Origin of the sequence: Iamia sp. SCSIO 61187 (assembly GCF_019443745.1) — a bacterium.
Lineage (GTDB): Bacteria > Actinomycetota > Acidimicrobiia > Acidimicrobiales > Iamiaceae > Iamia.
The window spans coordinates 4,195,930-4,219,851 of the sequence record NZ_CP050948.1; the positions used below are offsets into that span (position 1 = coordinate 4,195,930).

A 23,922-nucleotide genomic window follows, 5' to 3' on the forward strand; every position below is an offset into this window, starting at 1 on the left:
CACCGTGCGGCGGTCGCGCTAGCGGGTGCCCCAGGCGTAGGTCTGCTTGACCAGCTTGAGGTACGTGAGGATCTCGGTGGAGACGACGCCGGGCACGCCGCGGATCGACACCGTGACCAGATCGAGCAGGTGGGCGGCGTCGGGGGCCACGACCTCGACGAGCACGTCGTAGCGCCCGGCGGTGATGACGACGTAGTCCACGTCGTCCGACTCGGCGATGGCGTCGGCCACGACCCGGCTGTCGCCCTCGACCCGGACGCCGACCATGGCCTGCAGGCCCAGCCCCAGCATGGCCGGGTCGGTCACGGCCACGACCTGCATCACGCCCCGGTCGATGAGCCGCTGGACCCGCTGCCGCACCGCCGCCTGCGAGAGCCCCACCTGCGGCCCCAGCTTCGAGTACGGGACCCGCCCGTCGGTCTGCAGGGCCCGGATCACCGCCTTGTCCACCTCGTCGAGGTCGACGGGCTCGGCCCCGTCGTCGCCGCCCGCCGTGGTCACCGCTCCTCGAGCTCCTTCCAGGCCTCGAGCAGCGTCTGGCGGATGATCCCGGCGATGGCCTCGAACTCCTCCGGACCCGACACGAGCGGCGGCGCGAGCTGGATCACCGGGTCGCCCCGGTCGTCGGCCCGGCAGATCAGGCCGTTCTCGAGCAGGCGGTTGGAGAGGAAGCCGCGCAGGAGCCACTCGGACTCGTCGTCGGTGAAGGCGGTGCCGCCCTTGGTCATCTCGATGCCGTAGAAGTAGCCCATGCCCCGGACCTCGCGCACGATGGGCAGGTCGAGGAGCGTGTCGAGCTGGGTGCGGAACTCGTCCTCGAGCTCCCGGGCCCGGCCGGGCAGGTCCTCGCGCTCCATGACGTCGAGGTTGGCCAGCGCCACCGCGCAGCTCACCGGGTGGCCCCCGAAGGTGATGCCGTGGAGGAACGACGAGGTCGGCTCGAGGAACGGCTCGGCGATGCGGTCGGACACGAGCACGCCGCCGAGGGGGGCGTAGCCCGACGTGACGCCCTTGGCGAAGGTGAGCATGTCGGGCTGGTAGCCGAGGCGGGCCGAGCCGAACCAGTCCCCCAGCCGCCCGAAGGCGCAGATCACCTCGTCGGAGACGAGGAGCACGCCGTGGGTGTCGCAGATCTCCCGGACCCGCTGGAAGTAGCCGTCGCCGGGGACGAAGCAGCCCCCGGCGTTCTGCACCGGCTCCAGGAACACCGCCGCCACGGTCTCGGGGCCCTCGGCGACGATCATCCGCTCGATCTCCTCGGCGCACGCCGCCGTGCACGGCCCCATCCCCTCGGGGTCGCACGTCGGGCAGCTCTGCGAGTTGGTGATGCCGACGTGGCGCGACAGCCCGTTGAGCATCGGGAGGAACGGCTCCTTGATGGCGTCGAGGCCGGTGATGTTCAGCGTCGAGAGGGTGGCCCCGTGGTACGCCAGGTTCCGGGCGATGACCTTCACCCGCTCGGTCTGGCCGATGGCCAGGAAGTACTGGCGCGCCAGCTTCCACGCCGTGTCGACGGCCTCGGCCCCGCCGGTGGTGAGGAAGACCCGGTTGAGGTCCCCGGGCGCCATGCCGGCCAGGCGGGCGGCCAGCTCGATGCCGGTGGGGTGGGCGTAGGTCCACAGCGGGAAGTAGGCGAGGGTCTCGGCCTGGGCGGCGGCGGCCCGGGCGATCTCCTCCCGACCGTGGCCGGCCTGGACGACGAACAGCCCGGCCAGGCCGTCGAGGTACCGGGTGCCCTCGCTGTCCCAGACGTGGGCGCCCTGGCCCCGTTCGATGATCGTCGGGCCTTGACCGCCCTCGCCGGCCAGGCGCGAGAAGTGCAGCCAGAGGTGGTCGGCGGCCGCAGCGTCGAGCTCGGCGGGGGTCATGGTCACGGCAGGGCTCCTCGGCCGACGGTCGATCCGACTGTAGTTCCGCCCGCTGGCGACCGGATCATGCGCCACATGGCAGGCTGGCGATCGGATCCCTCGCTCTCTGACCGGAGGCTGACCCCCGTGCAGGACCAGAACCACATCGGCGGGACGTTCCGCCCCGCCCGGTCGGGTGCCACCGACGACGTCCTCGACCCGGCCACCGGGCAGGCGATGGGCACGGCGCCGGCCAGCGACGCCGCCGACGTGGACGACGCCGTCCGGGCCGCCGCCGACGCCTTCCCGGCCTGGGCCGCCCTGACCCCGCGGGCCCGGTCCGAGCTGCTCCACCGCCTGGCCGACGCCATCGCCGCCGACATCGAGGGCCTCTCCGCCCTGGAGGCCCGCAACGTGGGCAAGCCCACCTCGATCATCGAGTTCGAGATGGACCTGACCGTCGACAACTGGGCGTTCTTCGCGTCGGCCGGCCGCTTCCTCGAGGGCCGGGCCGCGGGCGAGTACATGGAGGGGTACACGTCGATGATCCGGCGCGAGCCCCTCGGCGTCGTCGGCTCCATCGCCCCGTGGAACTACCCGCTGAACATGGCGACGTGGAAGGTCGGCCCGGCATTGGCGGCGGGCAACACCGTCGTCCTCAAGCCGTCGGAGCTCACGCCCTACACCGCCCTGCGGCTGGCCGAGCTGGCCGCCGACGTCCTCCCGCCCGGCGTCCTCAACGTGGTGTGCGGGCGGGGGGAGACGGCCGGGGTCGCCCTGGTCGAGCACCCTGAGGTGGCGATGGTGTCGCTGACCGGGTCGGTCGCCGCCGGCCAGGCCGTGGCCCGGGCGGCGGCGACCACGCTCAAGCGGGTGCACCTCGAGCTGGGCGGCAAGGCGCCGGTCGTCGTCTTCGACGACGCCGACCCGCAGGCGGTGGCCGAGGGGGTGCGGGCCGCCGGCTACTACAACTCGGGCCAGGACTGCACCGCCGCCTGCCGGCTGATCGCCGGGCCCGCCATCCACGACGAGGTGGTGGCCGCCCTGGTCGCCGAGGTCGGGGCCATCCCCTTCGGCGACCCCTCGGCGGCCGACACCGAGGTCGGCCCGGTCGTGTCGGCGGCCCAGCGCGAGCGCGTCGCCGGCATGGTGGCCCGGGCGGTCGACGCCGGTGCGTCGGTCGCCGTGGGCGGGTCGGCGGGCGACGGCGCCGGGTTCTTCTACGAGCCGACCGTGGTGGTCGACGTCGACCAGGCCTCGGAGATCGCCCAGCGCGAGGTGTTCGGCCCCGTCGTCACCGTCCAGCGGGCCCCCGACGAGGAGACCCTGCTGCGGTGGGCCAACGACGTCGACTACGGCCTCGCCGCGTCGGTGTGGACCCGCGACGTGGGCCGGGCCATGCGGATGGCCGCCGGTCTCCGGTTCGGCACGGTGTGGGTCAACGACCACATCCCGATCATCAGCGAGATGCCCCACGGCGGGTTCAAGCAGTCCGGCTACGGCAAGGACATGTCGATCTACGCCGTCGAGCACTACACCGAGCTCAAGCACGTCATGGTCAAGCACTGACGCCGACGCCAGGTCGCAGGCGCGACCGCTCACCCACGGGGGAGCCGCCGGGCCCCTTCCCGCCGAAGCGGCTGCGCCGCCGGCTCGATCCGACGTAGGCCGGGTGGAGGGGCTGCCGCCAGGCCCACCGGACCGTCGCGTGAGACTCTCCCGTCGCCCGGCACACTGAGGGGGTGAGGGCGGACCAAGCCACGGCGGGTGACGGCCCGAACCGACGCACCGTGAGCCTGGTGACCGACGCCGAGGTGGTCCCGCCGCCCGGGCTGCCCCCCGGCCGCACCGTCGCCCTCCCCCACGGCGGCGAGGCCTTCGTCCGGGCCGACCTCGGCGGGCCCGACGACGACCGCCCCCCCGTCCTGTTGATCCACGGCTGGACGGTCACGGCCGACACCACCTTCGCCCCGACCTACCCGGCCCTGGCCGACCGGTACCGGGTCATCGCCCCGGACCTGCGGGGCCACGGGCGCTCCAGCCCCGCCCGGGGCCGACTCCGGCTGGAGGGCCTGGCCGACGACTGCGCCGCCGTGCTCGACGCCCTCGAGGTCGAGCGGGTCATCGTCGTCGGGTACTCGCTGGGCGGGGCCGTCGCCCAGCTGGTCTGGCACCGCCACCGGCACCGGCTCTCGGGCCTGGTCGTGTGCTCCACCGCCCGCCACTTCCAGTCCGGCCCCGTGGGGGACCTCTGGTACCGGGGGCAGGCGTTGATCGCCCCCGCCGTGCGCGCCTTCCCGGGGCCGGCCCGGTCCCGCATGGTGCGGGCCGTCGACGGCAAGGTCGCCGACGGCCCCCACGCCGCCTGGTACCGGCGCGAGCTGCTCCGCAGCGACCCGCCGTCGCTGCTGCGCGTCGGCGCCGCCCTGGGCCGGTTCCGGTCCACCGCCTGGATCGGCGGCGTCGACGTCCCCGCCGCCGCGATCATCACGACCCTGGACCGCACCGTCCCCAGCCGTCGCCAGCGGGCCCTGGCCGCCGCCATCCCAGGCTGTCGCACCTACGAGGTCGCCGGGCCCCACAACGCCGCCGTGACCCGCCCCGACCTGTGGGTGCCCCAGCTGCGCCACGCCCTCGACGGCCTGCGCCCCCGACCGGGCGGACCCCGGGGCTGAGCGCTCGCTACGGTCGCGCCAGTGTCACCCTGGTCGTTGCCCGGGGGCTTGGCTCCCACCGTCGGTGTCCCTCGTGGACAGCGTGCTTCGTGCCGGTCCTCGGGCGCGCAGACGCGGCTGGCGTGGCTTGGTGGGAGCGTGGCATCGCCCCCACCGAGGTGGGCCCGCCGACCGGTTCTGGACGTGATCGCCTGCGTCGTTCTGACACCGCTGCCGGACACCGATGGCGCCTGGCGCGACCAGAACGAGGCTCCAGGCGGCCATCGCCGTTCTGACACCGCAGCCGGCCAGGGGTGTCGCCTGGCGCGAACAGAACCGACGATGGCGACGGAGGTCGCTCGATGAGCCTGACCGCACTGCGGTGCCACCCCGCCACCCGGGCGGCCATCGACCGGCGCACCACCCACGACCGCACGACCGACCGAGCCCTGCTCACCGACACCGAACCCAACACCTCGACCTCCCCGGCGCACCTGCGCGCCGAGGTCGCCTGACCGAGGAGCACACCGTGGATCCCCGCTCCGTGCCCTTCGCCACCGGGAGGCACCAGGTCGGCGACGGCTGCCACGCCTGGCTCCAGCCCGACGGCGGGTGGGGCTGGTCCAACGCCGGCCTGGTCGTCGGCGACGGCGCCTCGCTGCTCGTCGACACGCTGTTCGACCTGCACCTCACCCGGGCCATGCTCGACGGCCTCGCCCCGCTCACCGAGGCCGCCCCCATCGGCACCCTCGTCAACACCCACGCCAACGGCGACCACTGCTACGGCAACGAGCTGGTGACCGGAGCGGAGATCGTCGCCTCCGACGCCACCGCCCGCGAGTTCGCCGACGTCCCGCCGGCGGCGATGGCGGCGCTCAAGGGGGCGGACGGGCCCGTCGGTGCCCTGTTCCAGCGGTTCTTCGGCGCCTTCGACTTCGAGGGCATCACCCCGACACCGCCGACCCGCACGTTCTCGGACCGCCTCGGGCTCGACGTGGCCGGGACGCGCGTCGACCTGGTCGAGGTCGGCCCGGCGCACACCGAGGGCGACACCATCGTCCACGTGCCCGACGCCGGCGTCGTCTTCACCGGGGACATCTGCTTCATCGAGGGCACGCCGATCGTGTGGGCGGGCCCGCTCGACCGGTGGGTCGCGGCCTGCGACCTGATCGTCGACCTCGACCCCGTCGCCGTGGTCCCCGGCCACGGCCCCGTGACCGACACGGCGGGGGTCGTCCGGGTGCGGGACTACCTGGCGTGGGTCGACGGCGAGGTCCGGGACCGCTTCGCCCGGGGGATGACGGCCGCCGAGGCGGCCCGGGACCTGGCCGGCGAGCTGGCCTCGTCGCCGTTCGCGGCGTGGGGCGAGGAGGGCCGCATCGCGGTCAACGTCGAGACCGCCTTCCGGCACCTCGACCCCGCCCACGAGCCGGCCGGCGTGGTGGACCTGTTCCAGCGCATGGCCGAGATCGAGGGCTGGGCCCCGCCGCCGTAGCGAGGACCACCACGGACCCCGACGTCCCGGCCCTCGTGGTCCGGCGCGTGGGCCCGCCTACCCTCGGGTCATGCTTGCCGAGCGGATCCAGTCCGACCTCACCGCCTCGATGAAGGCCCGCGACCAGCTGACGACGACCGTCCTGCGGTCGGTGCTGGCGGCGGTGAAGGAGGCCCGGGTGGCGGAGGGCGCGGCCGACGAGCTCACCGACGCCGACGTCGAGGCGGTCGTCAAGCGGGAGGCCAAGAAGCGCGACGAGGCGGCGGCCGCCTTCGCCGACGCCGGGCGCGAGGAGCAGGCCGCCAAGGAGCGGGCCGAGGGCGAGATCCTGGCCCGGAACCTCCCGGCCCCGCTCACCGACGCCGAGCTGGAGGAGCTGGTGACCCGGGTCCTCCAGGCGGGCGGGTTCTCCTCGCCCACGGACATGGGCCCGGCCATGAAGGCGGTGCAGGCCGAGGTCGCAGGCCGCCGCGACGGCAAGGCCGTCAGCGCCCTGGTGAAGGCCCGCCTCACCGGCGGCTGAGCCTCGACCCCGTCGAACCTTGGACGGGAACCGCATCATGCTGCGGGGTTCCGTCCAAGGTCGGCGGCGGGGGCGATGAGTTCGCCGTTCGGAGGACGTCGGTAGGGGGCACGCTCGCCCACCCCATCCCGAAGGAACCCGCCATGCCCCACGTCGACTCGATGCCCGTCGGTCACCCCTGCTGGATCGACCTCATGACCTCGGACCCGGACGCCAGCCGGGCCTTCTACCAGAGCTTCCTCGGCTGGACGTCCGAGGCCAGCGGCCCCGAGTACGGGGGCTACATCACCTTCTCGCTCGACGGGACGGTCGTCGCCGGCGGCATGGACAAGAACGCCATGCCCGACAACGCCGACATGCCCGACGTCTGGTCGATCTACCTCCACGTCGAGGACGCCAAGGCCACCGCCGAGGCCATCGTGGCCAACGGTGGCAGCCTCATGTTCGACCCCATGGAGGTCCCCGGCCTGGGGATCATGGGCTTCGCCACCGACCCGACCGGTGCCGCCATCGGCTACTGGCAGCCCCTCGCCCACCACGGCTTCGGCGTGGTCGCCGAGCCCAACGCCCCCGGATGGTTCGAGCTCCACACCCGCGACTTCGCCGGCGCCATCGCCTTCTACGAGGCGGTCTTCGGCTGGACCACCTACGCGACGGGCGACACCGACGAGTTCCGCTACTCCACCCTCGAGAAGGACGAGCGGGCCGCCGCCGGCGTCATGGACGCCTCCGGCTTCCTGCCCGAGGGCGTCCCGGCCCACTGGTCGGTGTACTTCTCGGTGCCCGACACGGCCGCCGCCGTCGCCCGGGCCACCGAGCTCGGGGCCACCCTCGTCATGGGCCCCGACGCGACCCCGTTCGGCACCCTGGCCACGATGACCGACCCTACCGGCGCCGTGTTCAAGCTCAGCGACGGCACCGCCACCCCCGACTGACGGGCGGCCGACCGACCACCGCCGACCGGTGCCCGGCACCGGTCGGCGGTCAGCCCACGGCGGCCTCGATGCGGCGGGCGGCGGCGACCACCGCGGCCCCGTGGCGCTCGCCCGGCGACGGCCCGAGGCGGTCGACCGGGCCGCTGATGCCGACGGCGGCCACGACGGCGCCGGACGCGTCCCGGACCGGGGCGCTGACCGACGCCACCCCCGGCGCCCGGTCCTCGACCGACTCGACCCAGGGGTCGTCGGGGGCGCCGGCGAGGATGCGACCGGCCGAGCCCCGGCTCAGCGGCAGCCGGGAGCCCTCGGCCACGATCGTGCGCAGCTCGTGGCTCGACTCCCGCGAGAGCAGGCAGCGGCGGGCGTCGCCCTCGCGGACGTAGAGCTGGGCGCTCTCGCCCGTCGCCTCCACCAGGGCCGCCAGCGCCGGCCCGGCGGCGTCGCCCCACGGCCAGCCCTCGGCCGCGGCCCGGCCCAGCCCGACCAGCTCGGGCCCGAGGGCGAAGCCACCGTCGTCGGTCCGGCGCACCAGGCCGTGGGCGACCAGGGCCGAGGCCAGGCGGTGGGCCGTCGGCTTGGGGATGTCGGTGGCGGCGACCAGCCCGCCCAGCGACGCCGGCCCGGCCGCGAGGGCGCGCAGCAGGGCCACGGACTTGTCGAGGACCCCGACGCTGCGTACGCTCTGTTCCACGAGACGAGATTGTCATCTCACATCCTGGAACAGTCAAGCCGAGCCGAGGATCACCATGGCGCAACCGAGGACACTGAGCGAGAAGGTCTGGGACGCCCACGTGGTCGCCCGCGGCGACGGCGAGCCCGACCTGCTCTACGTCGACCTCCACCTCGTCCACGAGGTCACCAGCCCCCAGGCCTTCGACGGGATCCGCCTCAGCGGCCGCACCGTCCGCCGCCCCGACCTCACCGTGGCCACCGAGGACCACAACGTCCCCACGGCCGACACGCACCTCGAGATCGCCGACCCCGTCAGCCGCACCCAGGTCGAGACGCTCCGCCGCAACGCCGCCGAGTTCGGCATCACCATCCACCCCATGGGGACGCCCGGTCAGGGCATCGTCCACATCATCGGGCCCGAGCAGGGTCTCACCCTGCCGGGGATGACGATCGTCTGCGGCGACAGCCACACCTCCACCCACGGGGCCTTCGGCGCCCTCGCCTTCGGCATCGGCACCAGCGAGGTCGAGCACGTCCTCGCCACCCAGACCCTCCCCCAGGCCCCGGCCAAGACCCTGGCCGTCACCGTCGACGGCACCCTGCCGCACGGCAGCACGGCCAAGGACGTGATCCTGGCCATCCTCGGGCGGATCGGCACCGGAGGCGGCATCGGCCACATCGCCGAGTACCGGGGCGAGGTGATCCGGGCCCTGTCGATGGAGGGGCGGATGACCGTCTGCAACATGTCGATCGAGGCCGGCGCCAAGGCCGGGCTCATCGCCCCCGACGAGACGACGTTCGCCTACCTCGAGGGCCGCGACCACGCCCCGACGGGCGCGGCGTGGGACGAGGCCGTCGCCTACTGGCGGACGCTCGCCACCGACGAGGGCGCCACCTTCGACACCGAGGTCGTCCTCGACGGCGCCGAGATCTTCCCCCACGTCTCCTGGGGCACGAACCCCGGGCAGGTCGCCCCGATCACCGCCTCCGTGCCCGACCCCAGCGCCATCGGCGACCCTGGCGAGCGGGGCGCGGCCGAGCGGGCCCTCGAGTACATGGGTCTGACCGCCGGCACCCCCCTGAAGGAGGTGGGCGTCGACACGGTGTTCATCGGGTCCTGCACCAACGGGCGCATCGAGGACCTGCGCGCCGTCGCCGCCGTGGCCGAGGGCCGGCGGGTCGCCTCGGGGCTGCGGACGCTCGTCGTCCCCGGCTCGTGGCGGGTCAAGGCCCAGGCCGAGGAGGAGGGGCTCGACCGCATCCTCGTCGAGGCCGGCTTCGACTGGCGGGACCCGGGCTGCTCGATGTGCCTGGCCATGAACCCCGACAAGCTGGCCCCCGGCGAGCGCTGCGCCTCGACCAGCAACCGCAACTTCGAGGGCCGCCAGGGCCGGGGCGGGCGCACCCACCTCGTCTCTCCCCGTCGCCGCGGCCACGGCCATCGCCGGCCACTTCGCCACCCCCGACGACCTGGCCCCCGTGGCCGCAGGAGCCTGACCCATGGATGCCGTCCACATCGTCTCCGGCACCGCCGTCCCGCTCGACCGCAGCGACGTCGACACCGACCAGATCATCCCGTCGGACTGGCTGAAGCAGGTGTCCCGCACCGGCTTCGAGAAGGGCCTGTTCTCCGAGTGGCGCGACGACCGGGACTTCGTCCTCAACCAGGAGCAGTACGCCGGCGCCACCATCCTCGTGGCCGGGCCCAACTTCGGCACCGGCTCGTCCCGCGAGCACGCCGTGTGGGCCATCCAGCAGTACGGCTTCCGGGCCGTCGTGTCGCCCCGCTTCGGCGACATCTTCCGCAACAACTCGACCAAGAACGGCCTGGTGCCCGTCGTCGTGCCGCCCGAGGTGGGCGAGCAGCTCCTCCGGGCGGTCGAGGCCGACCCCACGCTGGAGATCACGATCGACGTCGAGCGCCGCACCCTGGAGGCGCCCGCCATCGGGCTGTCGTGCGACTTCCCCCTCGACGAGTCGGTGCGGCACCGGTTCCTCGAGGGCCTCGACGACATCGGCCTCACCCTGAAGCAGGGCGAGGCCATCGACACCTACGAGGCGACCCGCCCGACCTGGTACCCCACCACCGCCTGACCGCGGAGCACGGATGGTGCCAGGAGGCCGCGCGGTTTGGTGACCATCCCCTGGTCGGGGTGGTGGCTCGCGTTTCATAGCGAGTGCGCCCAACAACCAGACCAGGGGAGGTCGAGTCCATGATGCGCGCGCTCGATCCTGAAGTCAGCGACGCTGTGTTCGTCACGGTCGAATGGCTGGTGCCTCCAGCACCGAAGCGTCGCCAAGGTGGTGGCCGGCGCCGGGTCCCAGACCGGGTGATCTTCCGGGGCCTGATGATCCGCCTCGTCACCGGAGTGGCGTGGGAGACCGTCGAGTTCTTGCTTCACCACGAGGTCTCCGACACCACCCTGCGCGCCCGCCGCGACGAATGGGTTCGGGCCGGTGTGTTCAACCGGCTCATGGCCCAAGCGCTGCGCGCCTATGACAAGGTCATCGGTCTCGACACCACCGACGTGGTCATCGACGGCAGCCACCACCCCGCCCCCTGCGGAGGCGAAGGAACCGGCATCGCCCCAGGTAACAAGGGTCGTCTGGCCTGGAAGTGGAGTACCGCGGTGGAGGCCGCCGGCATCCCGTTGGGCTGGGCCCTCGACGGCGGCAACCGCAACGACTACCGCATGCTCGAGCCCACCCTTGATGTCGTGACCACCGGGCCCACCGCCCGAGCCATCGGCACCCTCCACCTCGACCGCGGGTACGGCTACCCATCGCTTCCCGACCGTCTCGCCGGCTACGACATCTCCGAGTTCAACGCCCTGTGGCGCAACAAGCCCGGCCAAGGCGCCGTGGCCTTGGTCGGCTTCGGCAAACGATGGACCGTCGAACGCACCCACTCCTGGCTCACCAACTACGGACAGCTCCGCCGCAACACCGACCGCCGCACAGAACACCGCCACGCCGCCCTCTGCCTAGCCATCGCGTTCCTCATCACCGCCAAGCTGATCGACCACCGCAACCAGCACTACCGACCTATCCGCTGAGCCTCCAGGCACCATCCGTGCTCCCGGGGGGTGGGGGTCCGGGGTTCGGGTAGGGGCGGCGGGTGAAGATCCTCGTGACCGGTGCGACCGGCTACATCGGCGGCCGCCTGGTGCCCGAGCTCCTGGCCGCCGGCCATGACGTGCGGTGCCTGGCCCGCACCCCAGCCAAGCTCGACGACGCCGCCTGGCGGGACCAGGTGGAGGTGGTGGCCGGTGACCTGACCGACGATGAGTCGGTGCGGGCCGCGTTCGCCGACGTCGACGCCGGCTACTTCCTCGTCCACTCCATGGGCGGGGCCGACGACTTCGCCGCCCAGGACCGCGAGGCGGCGGCGACGTTCCGGGACGCGGCGGCCGACGCGGGGGCCCGCCTCCTGGTCTACCTGGGCGGGCTGGGCGCCGACGACGACCCCACCCTCAGCCCCCACCTGGCCTCCCGTCACGAGGTCGGGCAGGTGCTGGCCGACGGACCTGTCCCGGTCACCGAGCTGCGCGCCGCGGTGATCATCGGGTCGGGGTCGGCGAGCTTCGAGATGCTGCGCTCGCTGGTCGAGGTGCTGCCGGCGATGGTGACGCCGAAGTGGGTCGGGAACCGTTGCCAGCCCATCTCGATCCGCGACGTGCTGACCTACCTCGTCGCCGTCCTCGACGACGGCGGCGAGGGCACCAGCCGGGTGCTCGAGATCGGCGGCCCCGACGTCCTCACCTACGCCGACATGATGCGGACCTACGCCAAGGTCGCCGGCCTGCGCCGTCGGCTCCTGGTGCGGGTGCCGGTGCTGACGCCCAGCCTGTCCTCGCTGTGGATCGGGCTCGTCACGCCGCTGCCGACCGGGCTGGCCCGCCCGTTAGTGGAGAGCCTCGTCAACGAGGTCGTCGTCGCCGACCGGCCCATCTCCGCCGTCATCGACCACCAACCCGTCGACTTCGCCGAGGCTCTCGAGCTGGCCCTGCGCCGGGTGTCCGACCTCGAGGTCACGACCCGGTGGTCCGACGCCGGTCTCCCCGGGCGCACACCAGCCGACCCGCTCCCCACCGACCCGGACTGGTCGGGTGGCCGCCTCCTCGTCGACGAGCAGCAGGTCGCCACCACCGCCCCCCCGGAGGACGTCTTCGCCGTGGTCGAGGGCATCGGCGGGAAGCGGGGCTGGTACGTGACGCCGATCCTCTGGAGCGCCCGCGGCCTGGTCGACAAGCTGGTCGGCGGCGTCGGCATGCGCCGGGGCCGACGGCACCCGGACCGCATGCGCGTCGGCGACGCCGTCGACTTCTGGCGGGTCGAGGCCGTCGAGCGCCCCTTGCTGATCCGGCTGCGGGCCGAGATGCGCCTCCCCGGCCAGGCGTGGCTGGAGTGGCGGATCGAGGTCGAGGACGACGGCCGCACGTGCCTCCGCCAGCGGGCCCTGTTCCACCCCCGCGGCGTGGTGGGCCGGGCGTACTGGTACGCGCTGGTGCCGTTCCACATCCTCATCTTCAAGCGCATGTGCCAGCGGATCGCCGCGGCCGCCGGCGGTGAGGTCGACGGCCTGCCCAAGACCGCCTCCGCCGCCTGACCGGGCGGCTCGCCCCCCGGAGGCCGGGCGGGGACGTGCGCCGTAGCATCGCGGGCCATGCGTCGGCCGCAGCTCCGCTCCGTCTTCCTCCTGGGGATCCTGGTCGGGCTGGTGGCGTCCCTCGTGCGCCTGCTCCTGCGGGACGCCCGGCCGGCCCCCGCCCCGCTGGCCAGCCCCCCGGCGCCGCTGCCGTCGACCGTCGCGGCGCCGCCCACGCCGGTGCCGGTCGCGGTGGCCGACCCCCCCGACGCCGCACCCGCGCCGGCCGCCTCGTCGATGGCGGAGGCACCCACGCCCCCGACCGTCGTCGGAGCGCCGGCCCCGGCAGGAGCCGCCGACCCGGGTGCGGCCGGTGCCGATCCGGGCGAGGCCGCGGGCGCTGACGCCGACGCCGATGGGTCCGGCGCCGACGGACACGCCTGGGTGGCCGCGGTCGACGGCGACTGCCCCGACGGCTACCCGATCAAGGCCAAGGTGAGCAGCGGGATCTACCACCGCCCCGGCGGGCTCTCCTACGAGCGCACCAGCCCGGACCGCTGCTACCCCGACGTGGCTGCGGCCGAGGCCGACGGCTTCCGCGCCGCCAAGCGGTAGGTCCCGCGCTGCCGCCGAGCACTCGTGCTCGCCGTCGCAGGGGGTCTCGCGTCGAGGCGGCCGCGGCCGCGCGCCGGGCTAGGCGGGGGCGGCCGGGTCCGGCTCGGCCGGGACGTCGCCGATCTGGGCCTCGTCGGCCTCGGAGGTGGTGTCGCCGTCGGTGGTCAGGAGCCAGGCGCCGGCAGCGATGCCGACCAGCGGGAGGACCAGGATCCCCAGGACGGGCTCCCCGCTGAGGGTCACGCCGAAGGGGTTCGCCTGGTCGGCGGGCGGGATCAGCCGCTCGCCGGTCAGGAACGTCCTCCGGGCCGCCTCGAAGGTGCACAGGCCGGCCACGGCCACGCCGGCGACCCGGCGCCCCCAGCCGCCGCCGACGACGGCGACGGCGATGGCGACGACGGCGACCGCCGCCGCCGCCCACACGGCGCGCCCGCCGCCGGTCGAGGTGTCCAGCAACGACCCGAAGCGGGGCTCGAACAGGGCGTCGCGGGTCAGGTCGCGCACCCGGTACCAGTTCACGCCGAGCAGCCCGAACAACGTCGCCCCGGCCACGAGGATGGCCAGCCCGTCTCCGAGCAGGACGCCACCGTCCGACCAGCGCACCTCGCGGACGCCGACGGCCACGGCGACGGCGGCGGCGACCAGGCCGACGAGCACGGCGGCGGCGAACACCCGCACCGCCCCGGGCCCGCCCGATGTCCACACCTGGTCGACGCTGCCGGCGAGCCACGGCAGCCCCAGCACCCCCACGCCCACGACCCGGGCCCCCACGGCGGGACGCGCCGCCGCGGTCAGCCCCAGGGCGGCGAGCACGAGCAGGTGCACGGCGACGCCGACGTTGCGGTGCGTGGCCGTGGCCTCGGCCAGGGTGATCGACCGCCCGTCACCCGCCGCCACGGGCACGGCGAAGTGGCACGTGAAGGCCACCAGCCCGGCCAGGCCGGTCGTCGCCCCCAGGGCGCGGGTCGCGAGGGCCACGGGCTCGGGCCTAGGCCCGGTCGACCACCGCCACCGAGAGCACGCCCTCGGCGGACCGGAGGGCGGCGACGGCCGCGTCGGGCAGCGACCGGCTCGTGGCGATGACCATCAGCGCGGTGGCCTCCTCGTCCGAGCGACCGACGTCCATGTCGGCGATGTTGACCTCGGCATCGCCGAGCACGGTGCCGACCCGGCCGATGACGCCGGGGCGGTCGTCGTTGCGGACGAACACCATGTGCGGGGACGGGGGCACGTCGACCGAGTGGCCGTCGACGTGGACCAGGCGGGGCTCGGACCGCAGCCCGACGAGCGTGCCGGCCACGGTGTGGCCACCGCCGGAGATGGTGATCAGGTTGACGAAGTCGCGCGACGTGACGGTGGTGGTGTCGCGCACCTCGATCCCCCGCTCGGCCGCGACCTGGGGGGCGTTGACGTAGCTGACCGGCTCCTCGGTGGTGCCGGCGAAGGCGCCCTTGAGGACCGACAGCGTGAGGATCCGGGTGTCGTAGCCCGCCAGCTCGCCGGCGTACTCGACGTCGAGCACCGGCGGCAGGCCCTCGTGCAGACCGGCGAAGATGCCGCCGAGCTGCTCGGCCACGCCCAGGAACGGGCGCACCGTCTCCGACGCCTCGGCGGCGGCGATGTTCACGGCGAAGGGCACGAACTCACCGGCGAGGGCCAGGCGGACCTGGTCGGCGATGGTGTCGCCCGCCTTGTCCTGGGCCTCGGCCGTGCTGGCGCCCAGGTGGGGCGTCCCGACGAACCCGGGCTGGGAGAACAGCGGCGACTCGGTGGTGGGCTCGCTGGCGAAGACGTCGAGGGCGGCGCCACCGCAGCGTCCGTCCTCGAGGGCGGCAGCCAGGGCGGCCTCGTCGATCACGCCGCCGCGGCTGACGTTCACGATGCGGATCCCGGGCTTGGCCGCGGCGAAGAAGTCCTCGCCGATCATCCCGACCGTCTCGGGCGTCTTCACCACGTGGAGGGTGACGAAGTCGGCGGTGGCGGCGAGGGTGTCGAGGTCGACGAGCTCGATGTTGATCTTCCGGGCCGCCTCGGGGGTCACGAACGGGTCGTGGGCGATGATCCTCATGCCGAAGGCGCTGGCCCGCTGGGCGACCAGCTTGCCGATCCGGCCCAGGCCGACGATGCCGAGCGTCTTGTCGGCCAGCTCGACGCCGACCCACTTCGACCGCTCCCACCGACCGGCCATGAGGGCGCCGTGGGCCTGGGGCACCGAGCGGGCGACGGCGAGGAGCATGCCCATGGTGTGCTCGGCGGTGGAGAGGATGTTCGACTGCGGCGCGTTGACGACCATGACGCCGCGGCGCGTGGCCGTCTCGACGTCGACGTTGTCGAGACCGATGCCGGCCCGGCCCACGACGACGAGGTCGGTCCCGGCCTCCAGGACCTCGGCCGTGACCTGGGTCGACGAGCGGATGATCAGGGCGTGGGCGCCGGGGATCACGCCGAGGAGCTCCTCGGGGGACAGCCCCGTCCGGACGTCGACGTCGTGGCCGGCGGCGCGCAGGGCGTCGAGCCCGCCCTCGGCGATCTTCTCGGTGACGAGCACTCGGGCCATCGGCCGAGTCTGGCGGGTCACCCCCCGACCCACCAACGTGATGCGCCGTCAGTCCACCTGCGAGACGTCGTACGTGTTCCCGTCCGGGTCCCGGAAGTCGAACATCGCCGGGACGCCGGGCCAGCGGGGCAGCTCGTCGACGTCGACCCCGGCCGGGTAGCGGAGGAACCCGGAGCACGGATGGTGCCTGGCACCGTCCGTGGCGTGACCCGGCGTGGGGCGCGGTGGTGAGCCCGCCGGGGGCGGGCTCACCTGGTGGTGTCGGGGCTCAGGCGGCGAGGGCCCGTCGGTCGACGGGCTGGGATCGTCGTTTCCGTCCGTCGGGGGTGGTGATGATGACGGTGGCGTCGGGTTGGAGCTCGATGGTCCAGCCGGGGCGGTGGACGACGCCGTGGTGGTACCGGCACAGCAGCACCAGGTTCCGTAGGTTGGTGGGTCCTTGGTGGGCGATCCACTCGGCGACGTGGTGGCCGTCGGTGCGATGGGCAGGTCGGTCGCAGCCCGGGAACCGGCACCCCTTGTCGCGGATGCACAACGCCTGGAACAACGGCGCCGGGATCGTCCGCGTGGACCGTCCGTAGTCCAACACGGTGCCATCCGCCTTGGTGATGACCCGGTGGATGTTCGCATCACACGCCAGCCGCCGGGCGACGTCGGCGGTGATCGGGGTGCCGTCGTCGAAGCACCCCTGCCCGCGACCTGAGGTGAGCTCCTCGAGGCCGATGGTGATGTTCACATGCGGGCGGTGCCGTCCGCCCTTGTGGTCGGACTGGTGGTCGAGGAAGTGGGTGAAGATCTCGGCCAGGGCGTCGTGACGCCGCTGGGCCGGGGTCCGCTCGTCGTCGTCTGTCTTGTTGCCCATGGCCAACCGGAGGGCGGCCTGGGCGGCGTGGAACGCCTCGGGCTCGAGGTTCGCGTCCAACCGCCCACCCGACAGCGTCGGCGACAGGTGGGCGGAGCGGTCCGGGTCGGGCTCGCCCTCGTGGCCGTCGTCGAGGGTCTCCTTGGCGTGGGCGGCCCAGGACTTCATGGCCACCACCGCCTCGGTCACGTCGAGGCCGGCGAGCATCGCGACGAGGTCGTCCTCGCGGGCTTGGAACAGCGGGGCGGTGCGGTCGTTGAGGTTGGCCACCACCGCCGCGACGTGACCACCCGACACCTCACCAGAGAGCCATGCGGCGCGCAGGACGGGGAGGTGGCGGAGGCGGCGGGCGGTGGTGGCCAGCCGTTGGGCGTCGCTGTTGGTCATCCGCCCTCGGACCCGCAACCAGGCGGTCATCGAGGCGCAGCCCTCGGCGGTGTCCCACTGGTTGGTGTCATCGAACCGGCAGACGGCCTCGATGAGCTTGGCCTCGAACCGATCCCGCCAGAACAGCGCCGTCTCGAGGGCGTCGCCATCGACCGGGATGTCCAGGTCGGAGATGGTGGTGGGGAGCGCCTCGAACATGACCCCAGTGATACCCGACAGACGGGAATCGAACCCCACAAACCTAGGAAATCTCACGGTTTCCCGGCTTCTGTGTGCCCTTCTGAGGCTCGCAGATCGGTTGTGGTCACCAGTGCCCGAACCGGCGGGTCGGGCCGCAGGACGCCGCACAGCGCCGGCCCCCCGAGCCGACGCCACACCACCGCCTCGCACCCCACCGCCGTACCCAGCCATCGCGTACGACCGACTCGCAGCGGCCCACGACCGGATCGCCCGGAGGGCACGGGCCAGGAGGCGGCGCGTGCAGGCGGTGGGCCGCACGTGGTGCCAGGCACGAAGCGACCATCGGTCCCGGGCCCGACGAGGACCCGACCCATCCGCTGACCCTCCAGAGCACGAACCGTGGGATCCTCTGCCCCGAACACTCGACGCGCTCTACCCTGCGGGCGTGGGGGCGAGGACGGCGGAGGGCGGGCTGAGCATCCGGCTGCCGGTCGACGCCGACCGCCCCGTCCTCAACGCCGTCCTGTGGGGTCTGGCGTCGGGCGCCTTCGTCGCCGGGTTCGTGGTCTTCGAGCGGCGAGGCCTGGGCGCGCCGGTCGCCGTCGGGCTGCCACTCGGTGCGGCTGCGGCGCTGGTGGTCGGGACGCTCACCTTCCTCGCCCTCCGCCGACGGTCGAAGGGCCACCGGCTCGTGTGCGACGACGACGGGATCGCCTTCGTCGCCTCGGGTTCCGTGCGCTGGCGGGTGCCGTGGACCTCGGTCCGGAGTGCGCAGATCGTCGACGGCACGATCCCGGAGGCGGGTCGGCACGACCCCGCCTTCTGCACCTTCCTCGTCCTCGACCTCGATCCGTCCGCCGCGCCGACGACCCGTCCCTGCCCCGCCACGACGACCGGTGGTGGTTCTCGCTCCTCCGGGCCGAGGACAAGGCTCCGTCGCTCGGGGCCGAGCTCCGCCGCCGGATCCCCGGCGCGGTCGAGCGGGCTCGTCACGACGGCGACGTCCCCCTCGCCCTCACCTCGCGCGACGGCGCCCCCAGCCGAGCCTCCCGTCGGTAGTCCGTCGGGACGACGAGGTGCCGGACCACGACGCGCCGGGCCCGTCGTGTCCCCTAGAGAGCCGAGGCGGGGAGGGGCGGGAGGTCGTCGGCCGGGGTGAAGCCGAGGACCTGGCCGTAGAAGGCCAGCTCGGCCTGCACGGCGCGCACGACGGTGTCGGACCGGCGGAAGCCGTGGCCCTCGCCCTCGAAGAGGAGGTAGGCGTGGGGCAGACCCTTGGCCGCCACCGCGGCGACGACGGCCTCGGCCTGGCTGGGCGGCACGACCATGTCGTCGGCCCCCTGGAGCACCAGCACCGGCGTGGCCAGCCCGTCGAGGAGGTTGATGGGGCTGCGCTCGGCGTAGGTCGCCTCCGCCTCGGGCCAGGGCCCGACGAGACCGTCCAGGTAGCGGGACTCGAACTTGTGGGTGTCGCGGGCCAGGGCGGCCAGGTCGGTCACCCCGTAGAGGCTGGTGCCGGCGGCGAAGGCGTCCGACGTGCACAGGGCGGCCAGCGTGGTGAGCCCCCCGGCCGAGCCCCCCCGGATCACCATGCGGTCCCCGTCGACGATGCCCTCGGCGGCGAGGAACCGGGCGGCGGCGATGCAGTCCTCGACGTCGACCACGCCCCAGCCCCCGTCGAGCAGCCGGCGGTAGGGCCGGCCGTACCCGGTCGAGCCGCCGTAGTCGACGTCGACCACGGCGAAGCCCCGGGTCGTCCACAGCTGGGTGCGCAGGTCGAGCATGGGCCGGGCCGCGCTGGTGGGGCCGCCGTGGATCATCACGACGAGCGGCGGGCGCTCGTCGTCGGGTCCGACCCACCGCGAGCTGGTCGGCCGGTACAGCACGGCGTGGGCCGTCCGCCCCCCGGCGCTGGGGAAGGAGATCGGCTCGGGACCGGCCACGTCGTCGGGGGCGAGGCCGACGTCACGGGGCTCGCGCAGGACGCCCGGCGCCGGGAGGGCGGTGCGGCCCCGGCCGCCGTCGGACCCGGGCGCGTCGAGGGCGGCGGGCAGGTCGAGGATGACCGGGGTGGGCTCGGCCGTCGCCGAGGCGACGACGACCACGGCCTGCGACGGCCCCGGGCCGGCGACGACCTGGGACACGACCGACGCGGGAGCGCCGCCCACGGCGAGGGTGACCGGCACCGGCGGGGCGGCGGGCGTGGCCGGGTCGACCAGCACCAGGGAGGTCGTCCCACCGGCCGTCGCCGACGCCAGGACCCGGCCATCGCCCAGCGGGGCGTGCCACCGCAGCCCGCCGACCCAGCGAGGGCCGCCGATCTCGGCCTCCACCGGGCCGACGACGTGCGCCGTCCCGTCGGGGCCGTCCGCCCCCGGGTCGGCGACCCGGTGGAGGTTCCACCACCCGGATCGGTCCGAGCAGGCCCACAGCGTCCCGCCCCGGTCCCACTCGGGCTGGACGACCGACTCCTCGGGGCCGCCGGCGACGACGACCTCGGCGCCCCGCAGCTCCGGCGCGCCGGTGGTGTCGAGGCCGAGGCGGGCGACGCAGAGCTCGGTGCCGTCCCACGGCATGCGCGGGTGACCCCACCGGATCCACGCCAGGCGGGCGGGGCCGGGCACGGGGGAGGCGACGAAGTCGGACCCCGAGACGAGCACCCGGATGGCGTCGGGGTCGGTGGCGGCCGAGCCGTCGGTGGGCACGGCCACGATCTCGTGGCGGGGCTCCGGCGCGTCGGCCGGCACGCCGGCCTCGCCGGGGTGGGCCTCTCTGACAGCCAGCACCCAGCCGTGGTTGAGGGCCACCACGTCGCCGTAGCGCAGGCCCCGGGCCGAGGCCGGCTCGGGGGTCAGGGGGACGGCCACACCGTCGGGGTCGTCGGCCACGAGGCGGTGCAGGCGCTGGTCGTCCCACTGGGCGAAGACCACCACCCCGCTCTCGACGCACCACGCCCCGCCGCCGTACTCGTACAGGCCGGTGCGGGCGTTGCCGTCGGGGCCGAGGGCGTCGGAGGTGGTGCCGTCGACCCGTCGCCGCACCAGCTCGATGCGCCCGCCCTCGTCGGGGCGGGACTCGCTCCACCAGACGTCGTCGCCGTCGACCCGCACCTCGCCCACGGCCCGGGCCCCGGCGACCAGCGCCTCGACGGCCAGCGGTGACGGCCACGTCCCGTAGGCCCGGACCTCCCGCCCGCTCATCGGGCCCACCCGGGACGAACCTTGGACGGGACCCCGCAGCATGGTGCCGGGTCCGTCCAACGTTCGGCGTGGGTGCTCACCGGCCGAGCAGGTCGGCGATGCGGCCGATGCCCTCGCCCAGATCGTCGTCGCCGAGGGCGAACGACAGGCGGGCGTACCCGGGCGCGGCGAAGGCCTCGCCGGGGACGATGGCGACCTTGGCCTCCTCGAGGATGACCTTGGCCAGGTCGACGGTGGAGGCCACCGGCCGGCCGGCCACCGAGCCCCGCTCGACGATGGCCTCGAACGACGGGAAGGCGTAGAACGCGCCCTGGGGCGCCATGCAGCTCACGCCGTCGATGGCGTTGAGCAGCTGGTGCATCCGCTTGCCCCGCCGGTCGAACGACTCCCGCATGCGGACGACGTCGTCGAGCCCACCGGTCAGGGCGGCCAGCGCGGCGCGCTGGCTGACGTTGGCGACGTTCGAGGTCTGGTGCGACTGGAGGCCGGACGCGGCCTTGGCCATGTCGGTCGGCCCGACCAGCCACCCGACCCGCCACCCCGTCATGGCGTAGGTCTTGGCCACCCCGTTGAGCACCAGGCACCGGTCGGCCACCTCGGGGACCACCGCGGGCATGGAGTGGAACTCGTGGTCGTCGTAGGTGAGGTGCTCGTAGATCTCGTCGGTGACGACCCACACGTCGTTCTCGGCCGCCCACCGGCCGATGGCCTCGACCTCCTCGCGGGGGTAGACCGCGCCCGTCGGGTTCGACGGGGACACGAACACCATGGCCTTGGTGTTCGGGGTGCGGGCCGCCTCGAGCTGGTCGACGGTGACCCGGAAGCCGGCCGACTCCGGGGCGAGGATCTCCACGGGCACGCCGCCGGCGAGGCGGATCGGCTCCGGGTAGGTCGTCCAGTACGGCGCCGGCAGGAGGACCTCGTCACCGGGGTCGAGGAGGGTGGCGAAGGCGTTGTAGACGGCGTGCTTGCCGCCGTTGGTGACGACGACCTGGTCGGCGGTGACCTCGTAGCCGGAGTCGCGCTGGGTCTTCTCGGCGATGGCCGCCCGCAGCTCGGGGAGGCCCGGCGCCGGCGTGTAGCGGTGGTTCTTCGGGTCGCGACAGGCCTCGACGGCCGCCTCGACGATGTGGTCCGGGGTCGGGAAGTCGGGTTCGCCGGCCCCGAAGCCGATGACGTTCTCCCCCGCGGCCTTCAGGGCCTTGGCCTGGGCGTCGACGGCCAGGGTGGCCGAGGGCGTGATGGCGGCGACCCGGCGGGACACTCTGCGGGCGGCGGAGGTGGGCATCGGGACCTTCTCTCGGTGGCGGGCTCGGGGGGACCGGACCCGAGCATCGCCCCGCCGGGGCCGGCGAAGCGATTCCCCCTGCTGGGTGGAAGCGATTTCCCCGGGGGTGGGGCGTACGCGATCGTGGCACGTCGATGGCCTCCTCTCCCCCCGACATCTCGATCCCCGCCGACCTCCTCCCGGCCGACGGGCGGTTCTGCTGCGGTCCCTCCAAGGTCCGGCCCGAGGCCGTGGCCGCCCTGGCGGCCGAGGCCGGCGAGTACCTCGGCACCTCGCACCGCCAGCCCGGCGTGCGGTTCATGGTCGCCCGCCTGCGGAACGGGCTGGCCGAGATGTTCGCCCTGCCCGACGGGTACGAGGTGCTCCTGGGCAACGGCGGGACCACGGCGTTCTGGGACGCCCTCTCCTTCGGTGTGGTCCAGGAGAGGAGCCACCACCTGGTCTTCGGCGAGTTCTCCGGCAAGTTCGCCGAGGTCACCCGGTCGGCCCCCCACCTGGGCGAGCCCTCGACGGCCAAGGCCGACCCCGGCTCGACCCCCGCCCTCGCCGCCGTCGACGGGGCCGACGCCTACGCCCTCACCCACAACGAGACCTCCACCGGCGTGGCCGTCACGCCCACCCGCCCGGAGGGCGCCGACGCCGGCAGCCTGGTGCTGGTCGACGCCACCTCGGCCGCCGGCGGGCTGCGGTTCGACCCGGCCGACACCGACGTCTACTACTTCGCCCCCCAGAAATGCCTGGCCTCCGACGGCGGCCTGTGGCTGGCCGCCTGCTCGCCGGCCGCCATCGAGCGGATCGAGCGCATCGCCGCCAGCGACCGGTGGGTCCCCGCCAGCCTCGACCTGGGCATCGCCCTGGAGAACTCCCGCAAGGACCAGACCTACAACACCCCGGCGCTGGCCACGATCTTCCTCGCCGTCCAGCAGGTCGAGTGGATCAACGCCCACGGGGGCCTCCACTGGGCCGCCGGTCGCACCGAGGCCAACGCCGAGGTCGCCTACGAGTGGGCCGAGGCGTCCGAGCACGCCACCCCGTACGTCACCGACCCGGCCCTGCGGAGCAACGTCGTGGCCACCGTCGACCTGGCCGACGACGTCGACGCGACGGTGGTCGCGGCCGTGCTCCGGGCCAACGGCGTCCACGACACCGAGAGCTACCGCAAGCTGGGCCGGAACCAGCTCCGCTTCGCCCTCTTCCCGGCGATCGACGCCGAGGACGTCGCCGCCCTCACCCGCTGCGTCGACCACGTCGTGGGCGAGCTCCGCTCGGCCTGACCGCACGGGGAACCGGGCGACGACCGGCACCGTCTCACCGCCCGTGCGCACCCTCGCCGTCCTCGCCCTGGCCACCGTGCTGCTCGTCGCCGGCTGCGGCGACGACGGGGAGGACGTCGGCACCTCCGACGGCCCGCCCTCCGGCCGCGACGACCCGCTCGCCGGGCGGACCTTCCTGAGCGAGCCCGGCGCCGACCTGGTGACGGGCACCCGGCTCCGCCTCACCTTCGACGGCGGCCAGCTCGGCCTCCAGGCCGGCTGCAACCAGCTGTCGGGCGGCTACCGCCTCGACGGCGACACGACGCTCGTCGTGGAGCCGCTGGGCGGGACCGAGATGGGCTGCGACCCCGCCCTCATGGACCAGGACGCCCGCCTCGCCGAGCTGTTCGCCGCGCCCGTGCCGTTCGTGCTCGAGGGCGACACCCTCACCGTCGAGCCCGGCGGCGCGACCTTCGTGCTGGTCGACGAGCAGTCCGCCTCACCCGACGCGGCGCTGGTCGGGCCGGGGTGGACGCTCGACACCCTCGTCGAGGGCGACATCGCCAGCTCGGTCCCGGCGGGCGTCACCGCCACCATCGCCTTCGACGCCGACGGCGCCTTCCAGATCGAGACCGGGTGCAACGCCGGCGAGGGCACCTACGCCGCCCCGGACGAGGGCACGATCGCCGTCGAGGAGGTCGCCGTGGAGCTGGCCGGGTGCGACGACGAGCGCGGCACCGTCGAGGAGGCGGTGCTGGGCGTGCTGCACTCGGGCGTCCTCACCGTCTCGATCGACGGCGACCGCCTCACCCTCACCGCCGCCGACGGCACCGGCCTCGGGTTCACCGCCGGGTAGGTCCGAC

The 23,922-nt window shown here is 74.2% G+C and carries 20 protein-coding genes and 1 pseudogene; 13 read left to right on the plus strand and 8 right to left on the minus strand.

Going from position 1 to position 23,922, the window contains the following annotated elements; all coding sequences use genetic code 11:
• Positions 1-18: 18 nt before the first annotated feature.
• Positions 19-501, minus strand: coding sequence for an Lrp/AsnC family transcriptional regulator (locus HC251_RS20205; RefSeq protein WP_219942400.1), 483 nt, complete (start codon positions 499-501; stop codon positions 19-21).
• Positions 498-1,868, minus strand: a complete 1,371-nt coding sequence (locus tag HC251_RS20210) for an aspartate aminotransferase family protein (protein ID WP_219945756.1) — start codon at positions 1,866-1,868, stop codon at positions 498-500. Before HC251_RS20210 ends, HC251_RS20205 begins: the two co-directional genes overlap by 4 nt.
• Positions 1,869-1,994: 126 nt before the next feature.
• Here HC251_RS20210 and HC251_RS20215 point away from each other — a divergent pair, with 126 nt between their 5' ends.
• The 6 genes from HC251_RS20215 (at position 1,995) to HC251_RS20235 (ending at position 7,454) form a co-directional block, all read left to right on the plus strand.
• On the plus strand, positions 1,995-3,416 hold the full coding sequence (locus tag HC251_RS20215) for an aminobutyraldehyde dehydrogenase (protein WP_219942401.1): 1,422 nt from the start codon (positions 1,995-1,997) through the stop codon (positions 3,414-3,416).
• Positions 3,417-3,646: 230 nt separating this feature from the next.
• Positions 3,647-4,522: an alpha/beta fold hydrolase gene (locus tag HC251_RS20220; RefSeq protein ID WP_219942402.1), complete on the plus strand. Its 876-nt coding sequence runs from the start codon at positions 3,647-3,649 to the stop codon at positions 4,520-4,522.
• 341 nt (positions 4,523-4,863) lie between these two features.
• Positions 4,864-5,016, plus strand: a complete 153-nt coding sequence (locus tag HC251_RS25810) for a hypothetical protein (RefSeq protein WP_255566502.1) — start codon at positions 4,864-4,866, stop codon at positions 5,014-5,016.
• 14 nt (positions 5,017-5,030) lie between these two features.
• Positions 5,031-5,996, plus strand: coding sequence for an MBL fold metallo-hydrolase (locus HC251_RS20225; protein ID WP_255566503.1), 966 nt, complete (start codon positions 5,031-5,033; stop codon positions 5,994-5,996).
• A 70-nt stretch (positions 5,997-6,066) separates the two neighbouring features.
• Positions 6,067-6,519, plus strand: coding sequence for a GatB/YqeY domain-containing protein (locus HC251_RS20230; RefSeq protein ID WP_219942404.1), 453 nt, complete (start codon positions 6,067-6,069; stop codon positions 6,517-6,519).
• Between the two features lie 143 nt (positions 6,520-6,662).
• Complete coding sequence (locus HC251_RS20235; protein WP_219942405.1) at positions 6,663-7,454, plus strand: VOC family protein; 792 nt, start codon at positions 6,663-6,665, stop codon at positions 7,452-7,454.
• 49 nt (positions 7,455-7,503) lie between these two features.
• Here the strand turns inward: HC251_RS20235 and HC251_RS20240 are convergent, their stop codons facing one another.
• Complete coding sequence (locus HC251_RS20240) at positions 7,504-8,148, minus strand: IclR family transcriptional regulator (protein ID WP_219942406.1); 645 nt, start codon at positions 8,146-8,148, stop codon at positions 7,504-7,506.
• A 55-nt stretch (positions 8,149-8,203) separates the two neighbouring features.
• Here HC251_RS20240 and leuC point away from each other — a divergent pair.
• The 5 genes and pseudogenes from leuC to HC251_RS20265 all read left to right on the plus strand — a co-directional run bounded on the left by leuC (position 8,204) and on the right by HC251_RS20265 (position 13,332).
• Positions 8,204-9,626, plus strand: a pseudogene (gene leuC / locus HC251_RS20245) (3-isopropylmalate dehydratase large subunit).
• Positions 9,627-9,629: 3 nt separating this feature from the next.
• Positions 9,630-10,223 carry a 3-isopropylmalate dehydratase small subunit gene (leuD, locus tag HC251_RS20250; RefSeq protein WP_219942407.1) on the plus strand — a complete coding sequence of 198 codons (594 nt, stop codon included), beginning with the start codon at positions 9,630-9,632 and terminating at the stop codon, positions 10,221-10,223.
• A 122-nt stretch (positions 10,224-10,345) separates the two neighbouring features.
• Positions 10,346-11,185, plus strand: coding sequence for an IS5 family transposase (locus HC251_RS20255; protein ID WP_255566721.1), 840 nt, complete (start codon positions 10,346-10,348; stop codon positions 11,183-11,185).
• 62 nt (positions 11,186-11,247) lie between these two features.
• On the plus strand, positions 11,248-12,738 hold the full coding sequence (locus HC251_RS20260; protein WP_219942409.1) for an SDR family oxidoreductase: 1,491 nt from the start codon (positions 11,248-11,250) through the stop codon (positions 12,736-12,738).
• Between the two features lie 57 nt (positions 12,739-12,795).
• Positions 12,796-13,332: a hypothetical protein gene (locus HC251_RS20265; RefSeq protein WP_219942410.1), complete on the plus strand. Its 537-nt coding sequence runs from the start codon at positions 12,796-12,798 to the stop codon at positions 13,330-13,332.
• A 78-nt stretch (positions 13,333-13,410) separates the two neighbouring features.
• On the opposite strand, the gene HC251_RS20270 is transcribed toward HC251_RS20265, so the two are convergent.
• The 5 genes from HC251_RS20270 to HC251_RS20290 form a co-directional block, all read right to left on the minus strand.
• Positions 13,411-14,310, minus strand: a complete 900-nt coding sequence (locus HC251_RS20270; RefSeq protein WP_219942411.1) for a hypothetical protein — start codon at positions 14,308-14,310, stop codon at positions 13,411-13,413.
• A gap of 10 nt (positions 14,311-14,320) precedes the next feature.
• Positions 14,321-15,889: a phosphoglycerate dehydrogenase gene (gene serA / locus HC251_RS20275; RefSeq protein ID WP_219942412.1), complete on the minus strand. Its 1,569-nt coding sequence runs from the start codon at positions 15,887-15,889 to the stop codon at positions 14,321-14,323.
• A gap of 268 nt (positions 15,890-16,157) precedes the next feature.
• Positions 16,158-17,336, minus strand: a complete 1,179-nt coding sequence (locus tag HC251_RS20280) for an HNH endonuclease signature motif containing protein (RefSeq protein ID WP_219942413.1) — start codon at positions 17,334-17,336, stop codon at positions 16,158-16,160.
• Between the two features lie 1,094 nt (positions 17,337-18,430).
• On the minus strand, positions 18,431-20,518 hold the full coding sequence (locus HC251_RS20285) for a prolyl oligopeptidase family serine peptidase (protein WP_255566759.1): 2,088 nt from the start codon (positions 20,516-20,518) through the stop codon (positions 18,431-18,433).
• A 76-nt stretch (positions 20,519-20,594) separates the two neighbouring features.
• Positions 20,595-21,806 (minus strand): pyridoxal phosphate-dependent aminotransferase, encoded by a 1,212-nt coding sequence (locus tag HC251_RS20290; protein ID WP_219942415.1) that lies wholly within the window; start codon positions 21,804-21,806, stop codon positions 20,595-20,597.
• Between the two features lie 134 nt (positions 21,807-21,940).
• On the opposite strand from HC251_RS20290, the gene serC reads away from it, so the two are divergent.
• Together serC and HC251_RS20300 are read left to right on the plus strand one after the other, a co-directional pair.
• Positions 21,941-23,080 carry a phosphoserine transaminase gene (serC, locus tag HC251_RS20295; protein ID WP_219942416.1) on the plus strand — a complete coding sequence of 380 codons (1,140 nt, stop codon included), beginning with the start codon at positions 21,941-21,943 and terminating at the stop codon, positions 23,078-23,080.
• Positions 23,081-23,123: 43 nt separating this feature from the next.
• On the plus strand, positions 23,124-23,915 hold the full coding sequence (locus tag HC251_RS20300; RefSeq protein ID WP_219942417.1) for an META domain-containing protein: 792 nt from the start codon (positions 23,124-23,126) through the stop codon (positions 23,913-23,915).
• Positions 23,916-23,922 lie beyond the last annotated feature (7 nt).

What these genes read in the sequence shown, in the direction of transcription:
- HC251_RS20210 (WP_219945756.1), bottom strand. Translation starts at nt 1,868, where the DNA reads ATGACCCCCGCCGAGCTCGACGCTGCGGCCGCCGACCACCTCTGGCTG.
- HC251_RS25810 (WP_255566502.1), top strand. Translation starts at nt 4,864, where the DNA reads ATGAGCCTGACCGCACTGCGGTGCCACCCCGCCACCCGGGCGGCCATC.
- HC251_RS20230 (WP_219942404.1), top strand. Translation starts at nt 6,067, where the DNA reads ATGCTTGCCGAGCGGATCCAGTCCGACCTCACCGCCTCGATGAAGGCC.
- HC251_RS20235 (WP_219942405.1), top strand. Translation starts at nt 6,663, where the DNA reads ATGCCCCACGTCGACTCGATGCCCGTCGGTCACCCCTGCTGGATCGAC.
- leuD (WP_219942407.1), top strand. Translation starts at nt 9,630, where the DNA reads ATGGATGCCGTCCACATCGTCTCCGGCACCGCCGTCCCGCTCGACCGC.
- HC251_RS20255 (WP_255566721.1), top strand. Translation starts at nt 10,346, where the DNA reads ATGCGCGCGCTCGATCCTGAAGTCAGCGACGCTGTGTTCGTCACGGTC.
- HC251_RS20265 (WP_219942410.1), top strand. Translation starts at nt 12,796, where the DNA reads ATGCGTCGGCCGCAGCTCCGCTCCGTCTTCCTCCTGGGGATCCTGGTC.
- serA (WP_219942412.1), bottom strand. Translation starts at nt 15,889, where the DNA reads ATGGCCCGAGTGCTCGTCACCGAGAAGATCGCCGAGGGCGGGCTCGAC.
- HC251_RS20280 (WP_219942413.1), bottom strand. Translation starts at nt 17,336, where the DNA reads ATGTTCGAGGCGCTCCCCACCACCATCTCCGACCTGGACATCCCGGTC.
- HC251_RS20285 (WP_255566759.1), bottom strand. Translation starts at nt 20,518, where the DNA reads ATGAGCGGGCGGGAGGTCCGGGCCTACGGGACGTGGCCGTCACCGCTG.
- HC251_RS20290 (WP_219942415.1), bottom strand. Translation starts at nt 21,806, where the DNA reads ATGCCCACCTCCGCCGCCCGCAGAGTGTCCCGCCGGGTCGCCGCCATC.
- serC (WP_219942416.1), top strand. Translation starts at nt 21,941, where the DNA reads ATGGCCTCCTCTCCCCCCGACATCTCGATCCCCGCCGACCTCCTCCCG.